The organism is Burkholderiales bacterium (assembly GCA_013695435.1).
Lineage (GTDB): Bacteria > Pseudomonadota > Gammaproteobacteria > Burkholderiales > JACMKV01 > JACMKV01.
In genome coordinates, this window is record JACDAM010000273.1 from 1 (window position 1) to 13,515 (window position 13,515).

The 13,515-nt window shown below is 59.3% G+C and carries 12 protein-coding genes; 4 read left to right on the forward strand and 8 right to left on the reverse strand.

The features are described from left to right. The 8 genes from H0V78_13545 to H0V78_13580 all read right to left on the reverse strand — a co-directional run. Window positions 1–132, reverse strand: a 132-nt coding sequence (locus H0V78_13545) for a MerR family DNA-binding transcriptional regulator (GenBank protein ID MBA2352762.1), incomplete at its 3' end; no start/stop codon positions are given. Between the two features lie 403 nt (window positions 133–535). Next, the gene (locus tag H0V78_13550; protein ID MBA2352763.1) at window positions 536–1,174 is read right to left on the reverse strand and encodes a sulfoxide reductase heme-binding subunit YedZ; all 639 of its coding nucleotides are present in this window, start codon (window positions 1,172–1,174) and stop codon (window positions 536–538) included. A gap of 94 nt (window positions 1,175–1,268) precedes the next feature. Beyond that, complete coding sequence (msrP, locus tag H0V78_13555; GenBank protein MBA2352764.1) at window positions 1,269–2,219, reverse strand: protein-methionine-sulfoxide reductase catalytic subunit MsrP; 951 nt, start codon at window positions 2,217–2,219, stop codon at window positions 1,269–1,271. A 36-nt stretch (window positions 2,220–2,255) separates the two neighbouring features. Then, window positions 2,256–5,423, reverse strand: a complete 3,168-nt coding sequence (locus tag H0V78_13560; GenBank protein ID MBA2352765.1) for an efflux RND transporter permease subunit — start codon at window positions 5,421–5,423, stop codon at window positions 2,256–2,258. Continuing rightward, complete coding sequence (locus tag H0V78_13565) at window positions 5,420–6,901, reverse strand: efflux RND transporter periplasmic adaptor subunit (protein MBA2352766.1); 1,482 nt, start codon at window positions 6,899–6,901, stop codon at window positions 5,420–5,422. The genes H0V78_13560 and H0V78_13565 overlap by 4 nt, the downstream gene beginning before the upstream one ends. Window positions 6,902–6,912: 11 nt before the next feature. After that, complete coding sequence (locus tag H0V78_13570) at window positions 6,913–8,148, reverse strand: TolC family protein (GenBank protein MBA2352767.1); 1,236 nt, start codon at window positions 8,146–8,148, stop codon at window positions 6,913–6,915. 67 nt (window positions 8,149–8,215) lie between these two features. Next, a complete protein-coding gene (locus H0V78_13575) occupies window positions 8,216–8,569 on the reverse strand; it encodes a hypothetical protein (protein MBA2352768.1) in 354 nt (117 codons plus the stop codon). Window positions 8,570–8,662: 93 nt separating this feature from the next. Beyond that, on the reverse strand, window positions 8,663–8,908 hold the full coding sequence (locus H0V78_13580; protein ID MBA2352769.1) for a hypothetical protein: 246 nt from the start codon (window positions 8,906–8,908) through the stop codon (window positions 8,663–8,665). 355 nt (window positions 8,909–9,263) lie between these two features. Here H0V78_13580 and argA point away from each other — a divergent pair, with 355 nt between their 5' ends. The 4 genes from argA (at window position 9,264) to H0V78_13600 (ending at window position 13,314) form a co-directional block, all read left to right on the forward strand. Continuing rightward, window positions 9,264–10,607 carry an amino-acid N-acetyltransferase gene (gene argA / locus H0V78_13585; protein MBA2352770.1) on the forward strand — a complete coding sequence of 448 codons (1,344 nt, stop codon included), beginning with the start codon at window positions 9,264–9,266 and terminating at the stop codon, window positions 10,605–10,607. Between the two features lie 55 nt (window positions 10,608–10,662). Beyond that, complete coding sequence (locus H0V78_13590; GenBank protein ID MBA2352771.1) at window positions 10,663–10,935, forward strand: oxidative damage protection protein; 273 nt, start codon at window positions 10,663–10,665, stop codon at window positions 10,933–10,935. 129 nt (window positions 10,936–11,064) lie between these two features. Continuing rightward, complete coding sequence (locus tag H0V78_13595) at window positions 11,065–12,690, forward strand: CYTH and CHAD domain-containing protein (protein MBA2352772.1); 1,626 nt, start codon at window positions 11,065–11,067, stop codon at window positions 12,688–12,690. Between the two features lie 171 nt (window positions 12,691–12,861). Further along, window positions 12,862–13,314 carry a histidine phosphatase family protein gene (locus H0V78_13600; GenBank protein ID MBA2352773.1) on the forward strand — a complete coding sequence of 151 codons (453 nt, stop codon included), beginning with the start codon at window positions 12,862–12,864 and terminating at the stop codon, window positions 13,312–13,314. The last annotated feature ends 201 nt before the right edge of the window (window positions 13,315–13,515 follow it).

Below are 13,515 nucleotides of genomic sequence, written 5' to 3' on the forward strand. Positions count from 1 at the left end.
GGGCGTGTATTGCCGATAGCCGGACGCGGTGCGTGCGGGCTGCTCCAGCAAACCTTCCCGCTCGTAGTAGCGTATGGTTTCGATCCCGGTCCCAGAGTCGTGAGCGAGCTTTCCTATCGTAAGTCCATTCATTGCTCTTACTCCTCCAGCCAAAGCTTAAACCTTGTATCCCGCTACGGAGTCAAGCGACTTGAGTACCGGCAATAGCGCGGGGTTGATAAAAGCAGAACGCCCACTAGGGCCAATCCGGTCATCATAAAAGGCGCGAACGCCATCTCCTGTTGCATCATCATCTCGCACATCTCCGCCATGCGGCGTGACGGTGAGCCATCGACCCCATTGCCTGCATCGTCTGGTCCGGCGGCGGTGCGAAGGCGACAGAGTTGGCCAGAACGAGCAAACATGCGGCAGCCTGTCACTTTATTTCGGAGCCGTTTTTCATTTCGAAACTCCTTAGTTTCACGTGCTCTGGAACAGCTATTTGTTGAACCGGCAGCGCAGTCAAAAGGTTCATGCATCGCGCGAAGGCTGCGAGTTACGCAGTCACGCGCGCGTCTTTAATGATTGGCCGAGACCCTTGCAGAGACCAGGCCAACCTGATTCCCAGCAGCAGCGTGAGCACCACGGCGTAATACAAGGGCTCCGCGACGTCTTTTTTGACCAGCCACCAATAGTGAATTACGCCCGCGACGGCGATGATGTAAACGAGCCGATGCAACTGCTGCCAGCGCTTCGCGCCCAGCCGCCTGATCATCGCGTTGGTCGAGGTGACCGCGAGCGGGATCAGGAGCACGAAGCTTGGGAAGCCGACCGTTATATACGGTCGCTTCATGATGTCCTTCACGATGCTGTCCCAGTCAAAGAATTGGTCCAGCAAAATATAAGTCGCGAAATGCAGGCAAGCGTAGAAAAATGCATACAGACCCAGCATGCGCCGCAAGCGTAGTAGCCAGTTGATGCTCAGCCATCGTCGCAGCGGTGTAATCGACAGCGTGATCAACAAAAATGACAGCGTCCAGGTGCCAGTCGAGCGCGTAATGAACTCGATCGGATTCGCGCTCAGGTTGTCAGTCAAGCCAAACCAAACAAGCCGCGCCAGTGGCAGCAAGCACGCGGCGAAAACCACGGCCTTCAGAAGGACGACGTTTTTTGGTTTTAAGTGAGCGGGCAGCATAAGCAAAGTCAGCGTTCGGGGAATAGGAACTGATGTAGTGTCGCGTAGCTTGTTCCCCCAAATGTCGCGCGAAGTTCACAATTCGGTCACAAGGTCAAAAGTATTTACGCAAGTCCATTCCCGCATAGAGCTGTGCAACCTGCTCGGCATAGCCGTTGAACGGAAGTGTCGGCCGCTTGAAAAATTCGCCGATACGCCGTTCCTTGGTCTGGTCCCAGCGCGGATGGTCGATAGCGGGGTTCACATTCGAATAAAAGCCATATTCGTGCGGCCCGGCGCGGTTCCAAGTCGTTAGCGGCTGCTTCTCAACGAAACGGATGCGCACGAGAGACTTACCGCTCTTGATGCCGTATTTCCACGGAATCACGACGCGCAGCGGCGCACCATTCTGGTTGGGAAGCACTTCGCCGTAGAGACCGACGCAAAGTATCGTCAGCGGGTGCATCGCCTCGTCCATGCGCAGGCCTTCGGTGTACGGCCAGTGGAGCACGGGCCCGCGCTGTCCCGGCATACGCCGCGGATCATGCAAGGTCGTGAACTCGACAAATTTTGCGCGGCTATTCGGCTCCGCACGTTTGATCAATTCCGACAGGGAATAGCCGACCCAGGGAATCACCATCGACCAGGCTTCGATGCAGCGCATGCGATAGATACGTTCTTCCAGAGGCTCGAGCTTTAGCAACTCGTCAACGTCATAGGTCTTCGGCTTGCTGACTTCGCCGTCAACGGTTAGAGTCCACGGCCTCGGTTGGAAATTCCGTGAATGCTGCGCAGGATCCGATTTGCCAGTTCCAAATTCATAGAAGTTGTTGTAAGTCGCGACATCCTTGTACGGCGTCAATTTCTCGTTCGTACTCAATTCGCTTTTGCGCGAACCGGAAAGTTTCATTCGACCCGAGTCGGCAGGCGGTGCGCTGTCGCAGGCCGGAATCAGCAAAGCAGCGCCCACGGCGGCTGTGGTCTTGATGAATTCGCGGCGGTTCAAATAAAGTTCGTGGCCGGTAATCTCGGATGGGATAACGTCGCGCACTTTCCTGATCAGCATGATAGAAACCTCGATGTCTTGCTGCGCAATTCCCGCTCACGCCCCGGCCGGCGCGAACTGGCTCGCCGGCCGCTTCGCTTTCAATTTCCTGCGCTGTATCAGCAAATAGGCCGCGGGAACAACGAACATGGATAGCAGTGGTGCGGTAATCATGCCACCGACCATCGGTGCTGCGATGCGTTGCATGACTTCCGATCCGGTTCCCCCGCCGAGCATGATGGGCAGCAGTCCGGCGATGATGACCGCAACCGTCATGGCTTTCGGACGAACGCGCAGCACCGCGCCTTCGCTGATGGCTTCCTTCAATTCCTCTTCGCCGCGTAGGCGGCCTTCGGCCCGGAAACGTTCTATCGCGTGATCGAGATAGATCAGCATGATCACGCCAAACTCCGCCGCGACTCCCGCGAGCGCGATGAAGCCGACGCCGGATGCGATCGACATGTCATAGCCCAATAAATAGATGAGCCAGAAACCGCCGATCAGCGCGAACGGCAGCGTTGCCATGATCAGCAACGCCGAACCGAATCTGCCGAAGGTCAGATAAAGCAGCACCAGGATGATCGCAAGCGTCGCCGGCACCACGATCTGCAAACGTTTGTTGGCGCGTTCCAGGTACTCGAACTGCCCAGACCAACTGATCGAATAACCCGGAGGAAGATCAACCCGCAGCCGCACCAGCCTCTGCGCATCCTTGACCACCGAGCCGAGATCGCGCCCGCGAATATCGACATAAATCCAGCCGTTCAGGCGCGCGTTCTCGCTTCTCAGCATCGGCGGCCCATCGGTTATTTTGAGGTTCGCGACGCTGCCCAAGGTGATCGTGGCGCCGCTTTCAGTAATGATCGGAAGCTGGCGCAGCTTGGCGACCGAATCGCGAATTTCGCGCGGGTAACGCACGTTGACTGGATAACGCTCCAATCCTTCGACAGTCTCGGTGACGTTCTCGCCGCCAATCGCGACGGCGACGATCTGCTGCACTTCGTCGATATTGAGCCCATAGCGTGCCGCGGCATTACGGTCGATATCGACCTCGATATAACGCCCGCCGGTTACGCGTTCGGCGAAGGCCGAGGTCACGCCCGGCACGGTTTTTACGAGCTGCTCGATTTCCCTGCCGATTTTTTCGATTACTTTGAGATCGGCTCCGGCAATCTTGATGCCGACCGGACTTTTGATTCCAGTGGCGAGCATGTCGATGCGATTGCGGATCGGCGGCACCCATAGATTCGAGAGCCCCGGGATGTTGACGGCGCGGTCGAGTTCTTCGATCAGCTTTTCGACTGTCCAGCCTTCGCGCCATTCCGATTGAGGCTTGAGCTGGACGGTAGTTTCAAGCATCTCGAGCGGCGCCGGATCCGTCGCGGTCTCGGCGCGGCCAGCTTTCCCAAACACGGTTTCGACTTCCGGGAAGGTTGCGATGATGCGATCGGTCTGCTGCAGAATTTCGGCCGCCTTGCCCGCGGAGATTCCGGGTAAAGTAGTTGGCATATAGAGCAGATCGCCCTCGTACAGCGGGGGCATGAATTCGCTGCCGAGGCGCAGCAGGGGATAAGCTGTAGCCACCAGTAGCAGCAAGGCTGTCAGCAGGGTGATCTTGGGAAAGCGCAGCACCAGCGCAATCAGCGGCCGATAGATCGCGATCAGGAAACGGTTGAGAGGATTTTTGGTTTCATCGGGAATTCTTCCGCGGATGAAGTAACCCATAAGCACCGGGATCAGCGTGACCGAAAGTGCGGCAGCCGCCGCCATCGCATAGGTCTTAGTGTAGGCGAGTGGAGAAAACAGCCGCCCCTCCTGCGCTTCGAGCGTGAACACCGGGATGAAACTCAAGGTGATGATCAACAGGCTGAAGAACAGCGCCGGCCCGACTTCGGCGGCGGCAGCGACGATCAAACTCCAGTGCTCGTCGCGTTTTATTTTTTGGTCGGGATGCGCGTGCTTCCACGCTTCCAGATGCTTGTGAGCGTTCTCGATCATCACCACCGATGCATCGACCATTGCGCCGATCGCGATCGCAATCCCGCCGAGCGACATGATATTGGCATTGACACCCTGGTAGTACATGACAATGAAGGCAATCAGAATGCCAATGGGCAAGGTGACGATGGCGACCAGCGACGAACGCAGGTGAAACAGGAACACCAGGCACACGAGCGCCACGACGATGAATTCCTCGACGAGCTTGCGCGTGAGATTTTCGATCGCGCGTTCGATGAGACCCGAGCGGTCGTAGGTTTCGACGATTTCGACACCTTGCGGCAAACTCGGCTTGAGGCTTTCGAGCTTCTCCTTGACCGCGGCGATGGTATCGAGCGCGTTTCTGTCCTGACGCATGACGATGACGCCGCCCACCGCCTCACCTTCGCCATCGACTTCCGAAACGCCGCGCCGGATTTCCGGCCCGATCTGTACGCGCGCCACGTCTTTTAATTGAATAGGTGTCCCGTTCTCGCCTAATCCAAGAGGTATTGCCCGGAAATCATCGAGGGTTTTGAGATAACCGGTCGCGCGTACCACGTATTCGGCTTCGCCCAATTCGACGACCGCGCCGCCGGTTTCTGAATTGGCGTTTTTAATCGCCTGGACGATGCGCGCTTGCGGAATGCGAAAGCTGCGCATGCGGTCGGGATCGAGCACCACCTGATACTGCTTTACGAAGCCGCCGATGGTCGCGACTTCTGCGACATTCGGCACCGTCTTCAATTCATATTTCAGGAACCAGTCCTGCAGTCCCCGCAATTGCGAAATGTCGTATTTGCCGCTCCTGTCAACCAGCGCGTATTCGTAGATCCAGCCCACACCGGTTGCGTCCGGGCCAATCGCAGATTTGGCATTCGCCGGCAGCCTTCCCGCCACCTGATTCATATATTCAAGAACACGCGAGCGCGCCCAATACAAATCGGTGCCGTCCTCGAACAGCACGTAGACGAACGAATCGCCGAAGAATGAATAACCGCGCACCGCTTTCGCACCCGGCACCGACATCATGGTGGTCGTCAGCGGATAGGTAACCTGGTCTTCAACGACGCGCGGCGCCTGGCCGGGGTACGTGGTCTTGATGATGACCTGCACGTCGGACAGATCGGGTATCGCATCGAGCGGCGTTTGGAAGACAGCCCAAACGCCCCACGCAGTGACCATGAGCGTGGCCATCAAAACCAGAAAACGGTTGTAGATGGACCAGCGAATCAAGCTCGCGATCATGGCTTCATTCCCTGCATGGGATCGCCATTCTTCATGCCCTTTTTGGAATCACCTCCCGTCATTCCTTTCATAGACCCGCTCTCCGGCATTCCTTTCATGGAACTTCGGTCCATCATTCCCTTTGTCGGATCGCTTCCCTTCATGCCTTCCATCGCTTCGCCACCCGCCATTCCCTTGCCGGTCTGTCCATCGGGTGTCCCGCTCGCCGCCGCTTCGGGCTCGGCCAGGCGATCAAGCGCCGTTCTCAAACTACTGGTCGAATCGATCAGGAACTGGCCGGATGCGACGACTTTCTGGCCTTTCTCGAGTCCGTCGACAATCTGTGTTTTTCCGCCCGCTTCCATGCCGGTTTTGACTTCGACCGGCTTGAACTTGCCTTCGCCCGTGGCCAGAATCACCACACTGCGCCGTCCTGTCTTGATCACTGCTTCCGTCGGCACGGTTAGGGTATCGGCTGTCTTCTCGCCATAGAGCGTGATATCGGCATACATGCCTGGCTTGAGTTTGAGGTTCGGATTCTTCAGTACGATGCGCGCTTCGAGCGTCCGCGTCGCTTTGTCGAGCCTCGGATAGATGTAATCGACCCGGCCTTTAAACACCCTGCCGGGAAAGGCTGGAAGCGTAATCTCGGCGGAGCTGTCTGCGCCGATCGAGCCCGCCTGGGATTCGGGAATTTCGGCGATGACCCAGACCGTTGACAAGTCCACGAGGTTGAACATGGCCATCCCCGGCTTGACTTCCGTGCCCTCGCGCACGCCGAGTTCGGCGACGATGCCGTTAAGCGGCGAATAGAATGCGACGCGGCGTTGCGGTTCACGGGTGTTTTCGAGTTTGCGAATTTGCGCATCGTTCAAGCCCAACAATGAGAGCCGGGCACGTGAAGCACGTGCAAGAACGTCGTTGCCTCCTTGGGCGATATTCAATGCGAGCAGATATTCTTCCTGGGCCACGAGCAGGTCGGGCGCATACACTTCAGCGAGCAATTGACCGCGCTTGACGGAATCGCTGACCGCTCTGACGTGCAAACGCTCGACCCATCCCGAGGCGCGGCTTTGCACGACCTCGATTTGCCGTTCGTTCGCCTGCACGCTGCCGACGACATCGACCTCTTGGGAAAATGCGCCGCTTTCGACCAGCGCGGTGCGGATGCCCAGATTCTGTATGATGCGCGGACTGATACTCACGGTGCCTTCGGCGTCGGCTCCTTCCTCGTAGACCGGAACGAGTTGCATGTCCATGAAAGGGGATGGTCCGGGCTTATCGAACTTTTGTTGCGGGAACATGGGATCGTGCCAATACAGCGGTTTTTTTTCGCCCGAAGCGGGCGCTTCGCTTTCCGTGGTCGATAAATCCTGCGCTGGTGATGTGGCGCCGTCCTTCGCGTCGGCGAACCATACTGGCCGAATGAACCACTCATATCCGATCACCGCCGCCACGGCGATGATCGCAATCAATACGATCAAGCCAAGCTTCTTCATCAATCGATCCTTCATTCCAAAAACCAACGCAACTGGACCGCTGCCTTCGCCGCATCGACCTGCAGCGCCAAGCGCTGCAATTGCAAGTCCAGTTCGGCACGACGTGCTTCGAGCACCGAGGCAAGATCGACCCGACCGGATTGATACGCTGCCACCGCTGCCTCCAGACGTTGTCTCGCTTGCGGCAGAATGGCCTTGTCGAAATATCGCGCCGTGCGTTCTTCGGCAGAAGACCATTCAGCGTAATAACGACGAACCTCCGCTTTGATCGCGCGCGATGCGTCCTCCTTGAGCGATTGAGATTTGTCGAGCAGCGCAAGTCTGGAACTCAGGTTCCGGTCCTGGCGGTTTTTGGTGAACAGCGGGAGATCGACGCCGACTTGAACACCGATAAAATCGGAGAACGCAGGGCGCGCGCCGTAGTAAACATCCACGCGCACATCCGGTTTGTAAGCCTGGCGTGCCAGCGCGACTTCGTTCTGTGCGGCCTCGACCTGTTTGCTCAGGTTGTTAAGGTGCGGATGGTTTTCGGCCTGTTGCAGTACCCGCTGCAGGCTCGGCGGTTCGGGCAATTCAGGCAACGCTTCGCTGACCGGCAGGTCGGCCGCCTCACCTATCCAGCGCGATAGCGCGGCGCGGGCGAGAGCAGCACGTTTTGCGTACTCGGCCTCGCGGTCCCGTAGCAAATCCAGCGTCACATTCTCACCCAAGACATCGGCCTGGCTTTTCTTGCCGGCGCGATAGGCAATACCGAGCGATTCAATCTGAATCTGGCTCTCTTTTTGCAATGCCCGGACAAGTTGCATTGCTTGTTCTGGATAAAACACGTCGAGCCAGGCGAGTGCCGCGTCGCGGCGGATCGTGCGCTGCATCAGGTCAAGTTCCTGGGCTTTCTGCTGCGCATCCAATTGCTCGCGTACTCCCCGCAGCCGACGCTTTTCCTGTCGCGGGAATTCCTGCGAGACGCCGACCGTCAGCATGGTGAAATTGTCACGCGTGAAGCTCAGCGCATCGGAGCCGGTAACCGGGTAATCCTTCAGTCCTCCCGTGAGTTTGGGGTCGGGCAATTGTGACGCGGCGACGGCATTTTGTTCTGCCGCCTTGATTGCCGATTGCTGACCAGCCAATAGCGGCTGATTGTTTAATGCCAGCTCGGCTGCTTCGTCTAAGCCCAATGGCGCGGCGGCGAGCGGCGCGCTGCTGATAACGAACGCAAGCGCTACGCTTGATATGTCGAACTTGAACATGATTTTCTCCGCATACAAATACGATTTCGCGCCTTTGCGGGCGCGGACAACAACGTATTGCGGGAGGCTAAATCAGAAAACTACAGAAGCGGATCGGAATAGGGGGATCGGAGATGAAGACTGCGGGACTATCTGCGCTTATGACTTGCACAGTCTGCGCAGGGGCCTCGGGCAGTGTCAGAATGGCTAATTGCGATAGTGCAAGGATGGGCAACTCGGTGTAGCTGGCGCTCTGATTCTCATCAGTGCAATCGGCAAGGCAGGCGTTGCCATTGTCATGGCACGGCTGTTCATCAAACGCCATGGCGGGCGCCATTTCGGCCATCATGCAAGGCTCTGCCGCGTGCGCGAATTGCGTGAATAGCATGAGCGCCAATAAAGAGCGGCTCAGGCAAGTCAGCAATCTGCGCGTAATGACCATATCAATTCCATTTTATTACGGCGAGTGAGACTCATTGTAGTCACGAAGGTTCGCGGCGTCGAGGCCGAATCGACGCGAGCCCATGGGTTCCGATCATCCGGCGCTGTTCTTCCGGAAAGGTGATTTTTGATAGGCCCCTCCGGACTGCCTCGCTGCGCGTTCGCCTAGCTGCCCGGCGAAGCAGTCGGCCATCTGCGCACTTTGCGTTTCGTGCTTTTTGGCGATTGCATGACTATGCCGGATTTCAGCTTCGCCGTAGCGCCCGGCGAAACTGGCGATTGAGGTCGTCATCAGGCCAAGCATTACGACGGCGAGCATCGGGGCTTTTATTCTTAACATGATCTTCTCCTATTCAAGTTGAGGGAGCCGGCGGCTGGAAAGTGCCGTCGTCCGATTGCTACGATACTCAGGGAACATCACGCTCAGGTCACGGGACCATTACATATCCGTCCCGGACGCTCCAGCACGAATCGCTCTAACAGACCCCAGTTCTATATTCAAGCAAAGGCGAGTGTTCTTTGCACGCGCGTTTGCCCTATCATCTCGGTTTTAGCCAAGCGCAGCCCGGATGCAATGGCGAAATCAGGGAAATCGTCGATTCCCCGGATTTCACTTCGGTGCATCCGGGCTACGCTTGCTTTGCTTTGATCTTCTCGGTGAACTCTGTGTCCTCTGTGGCTTGAAAGATAAAGTTATGCCATCTTCATCGAACGCGGCCTTCGTGCAATGGTTCCGCCGCGCCGCGCCGTACATCCACGCGTTTGGCGGCAAGACGTTCGTGATCGCGTTCGGCGGCGAAGTCGTCGCCGACGGCGGCTTCATCGGCTTGACGCACGATCTGAACCTGCTCGCGAGCCTGGAAATCAAGTTGGTGCTCGTGCACGGCGCCCGTCCGCAAATCGAAAACCGCTTACTCGCGTCCGGCATTGAGCCGCGCTATGTAAACGGCATACGCATTACCGACGCCGAAACCCTGCAATGCGCGAAGGAATCGATCGGCCGCGTGCGCGTTGAGATCGAAGCGCTGCTGTCGATGGGGCTGGCGAATTCGCCCATGGCCAATGCGCAAATTCGCGTCGCCAGCGGCAACTTCGTCACGGCGCGCCCGATCGGCGTGATCGACGGCGTCGATCTGCTGCATACCGGCGAGACGCGCAAGATCGACGCTGCCGGCATCCGCGCCTGCCTCGACGATAACGATGTCGTGCTGCTGTCGCCGCTCGGTTATTCGCCGACCGGGGAAATTTTCAACCTGACCCTGGAAGACGTCGCGCTGCAGACGGCGGTCGCGCTGTCCGCCGAGAAGCTGATATTCATGATGGACGCGGCCGGCATTACCGACCGCAAGGGCCAGTTGCTGCGCGAATTGACCGCGGCCGAAGCTGACGCGCAACTGCAGACTGACAAGGGCAAGGAGCGGGCCCAGCACATCCCCGACGATGTTGCTCTCTACTTGCCGTGCGCGGCGCAAGCCTGCCGCGCCGGTGTGCAGCGCGCGCATTTGATCAGCCGCCATCTCGACGGCGCGTTGCTGCTCGAACTTTTCACGCGCGATGGCATCGGTACCATGGTGACGCGCGACGCGCTGCAAAAGCTGCGCCCGGCCAATATCAACGACATCGCGGGCATCCTCGCGTTGATCGAGCCGCTCGAACAACAGGGCGTGCTGGTGCGGCGCAGCCGCGAATTGCTCGAGCGCGAGGTCAATCATTTTGTGGTCGTCGAGCACGATGGCCGCATCGTCGGTTGCGCGGCGCTGTATCCGTTTGCGAAAAACGGCGCCGGCGAGCTTGCCTGCCTGACTGTGGAGTCGGCCTATCGCGATTCCGGCGCCGGGCAGAGCCTGCTCGACAACATTGAAGCCAAAGCGCGTCGGCAAAAAATCAGGAAGCTGTTCGTTCTGACGACGCGGGCGGCGCACTGGTTTATCGAGCGCGGCTTCAGCGAGACCGATGTCGACAGCCTGCCGCCGCGGCGCCAATCGTTATATAACTACAGCCGCCGCTCGAAAATTTTCGTGAAGCCGCTGCCGCGTTAGCGGCGGATGCCGGCTTGCCGCGCGATAATATGCTGTTACGGACAGAGGAAAAATCATGGCAAGAACAGTGCAATGTGTGAAGCTGAAGCGTGAAGCCGAAGGGCTCGACTACCCGCCGTACCCGGGCGAACTCGGCCAGAAAATTTTCGAGAACGTGTCGAAAGAGGCATGGAAGGGCTGGCTCGAGCACCAGAAGATGCTGGTCAACGAAAACCGGCTGAATCTCGCCGACATCAAGGCGCGCAAATATCTGGCCGAGCAAATGGAGCGGCACTTCTTCGGCGCCGGCGCCGAAGCGGCCGCGGGCTACACGCCGCCGAGCAAGTAGTTTGCGTCCTGCCGGGCAGGCCAATGCAAACGACATATCGAGGGGCATCGAAGGCCGCGCCCGGACCCAGGAGTCACCGTTACGGAAATCGAACTCAAGCTGCTGGTTGCGCCGGAACATCTGACGCGCTTGCGCCGGCATCCGCTGTTGCGCGCGGCTCAAGGTAAGAAAGCGCTCAGCCGCAGATTCATCGCCGAGTATTACGACACCGCCAAGTTCGACTTGCGGCGCGCCGGCGTTGGTCTGCGTTTGCGTCGCGAGGGCCGGCGCATCGTGCAGACGGTGAAACGCGAAGGCCGCGTCGACGGCGGTTTGCATCAACGCCCGGAGTGGGAGACCGAAACGCGCGACGGCAAGCTCGATTTCGCCGCGCTCGCAGAAACCGGCTGGTGCAAGCACTTCGACGATCCCGATTTGCGGAATCGTCTGCAGCCGATATTCACGACCGAATACCGACGCACGACGCGCATCATCGAACCGGGCCCTGGCTGCGTCATCGAATTTTGCCTCGATCAGGGCGAGATACGCGCGCAGGGCAGGGCGCACCCGATCTGCGAAGTCGAGCTCGAACTGCGCAGCGGCGAGCCGTCCGCGCTCTACGATCTCGCGCTGGCGCTCGACCAGACCATACCGCTCAAGATCGGAAGACATTCCAAGCCCGAGCGCGGCTATCTGCTTTTGACCGAGCCTGCCGCGCAGCCGGTTAAGGCGGCCCCGATCGAACTTTTCGCGGACATGAACGTCGCCGCGGCGTTCAGCCACATCGCTTTCGACGGCATCGCGCATCTGGAAGAAAACGAGGCCGGCACGCTGGTGCACGCGGACCCGGAGTATCTGCATCAGATGCGCGTTGCGGTACGCCGGCTGCGTTCAGCTTTCAGCATGTTCCGCGCGGCTTTGTCCGGGCCGGAATTCGAACGGTATGCGGAAGAACTGCGCTGGCTCGGCCAGGCGCTGGGGCCGGCGCGGGACTGGGACGTGTTCACCATTGAAACCCTGCCGCAGATCGCCGCGCAGTTTGCCTCGCTCCCCGGCATCGATTGGCTCGGCAAGGAAGCGGTGCGGGCGCGCGCCGAGGCCAACGAGGTGGCGGCGCAAGCGATCGAATCGCGGCGCTATCAGCGGCTGCTGCTGCATTTATCGGCATGGTTGACAACCTTGCAGGCACCGCAGCAAGCGCCGATGAATGCAGACGCCGCGCCGACGGAATCGGCGGCGGGCAATCGCGCAACCGGCCAGGCAGCGGCAGCCGCGGCCGCGCCTTCAACGTTATCCGAATCGGCGGTCGTCGAGCCGCCTGTTGTCGCGGAGCCGCCTGCCATCGAAGGGCCGGCCGCGGCTGACCGCATCGCGCTGACCGGCATTCGCGAATATGCGGATAGCATCCTGAGCAAGCGCCGCAAACGGGTGAAAAAGTGCGGCCGCGATTTGGCGCAGCGTAGCGCCGCCGAACGCCATCAACTTCGCATCGCCGTGAAGAAACTGCGCTACGCGATCGAATTTTTTTCGGCGCTTTATGCGAGGAAAAAGGTGAAAGAATTTACCGCGGCGCTGACCGCGCTGCAGGAAGTTCTGGGCGCGTTGAACGACGCCGCGGTTACGCAGACGCTGCTGTCGCGTCTTCCAGCGTCCGCCGCGATCGAGCACGAAGCGGTCGGCATCGTGGCCGGCTACAGCGCCGCGCTGGCGCAAGCCAGGCAGGTTTCGCTAGACCAGCGCTGGAACGCGCTTCGCCGCCACAAAGCATTCTGGTAAGCAGGAGAGCGCTTGGCCCCGGGGCTCGATACGGAATCACTTCGGTTTGCTCCTCCCCACTTGCTGGGGAGGGCCGGGGTGGGGAAGGGGAGCGGAGCCGTGTGAAGTCCTGACCTTGCAACCGCCCCCGGCTTTTTTATGAACGGGCCAAACCCGGAAGGAGTGCGAACAATGGACGTGATTCTGTGGCGCCATGCCGAAGCCGAAGATGGAGGCGCCGATCTGCCTGACGCAGACCGCAAGCTGACAGCGAAAGGCCGCAAGCACGCAAAGCAAATGGCGCGCTGGCTGGAACCGCGCCTGCCGAAACAGACGACGGTGTGCGCGAGCCCGGCGCGTCGCACCCAACAAACGGCGCGGGCGCTGACCAAAAAATTCGAGACGCTGGACGCGCTCGGCACGGACACCACCGCGGCGGCGCTGCTGAAAGCGGTCGGCTGGCCGGGCGATAAAGGAACCGTGGTCATAGTTGGCCATCAGCCGAGTCTGGGCCAGGCCGCCGCCAAGCTGCTGTCGGGAAAATCCGGCGCCATCAGCATCAAAAAAAGCGCGCTGTGGTGGTTCAGTCAACGCGACGGAGGACCGCTGCTGCTGCGGGCCGTGATGTGGCCAGACCTGCTCTGACCGCAGCTTGATCGCTTTCCATTCGGAATCCGCTGTCGATCTGAAATTGCGACGCTCAATCCCGTTGCTCAACCCCATTCTGATAGCGCGCCAGAAAGCGTCTGTCGATGCGGTCTTTCCACCACAGACTGGCGCGGCCGCGCCAGTAAAATGGGCCCCAAGTGGCGAGGCCGTCGCCGCATCCGAGATTCAGGATCGCAA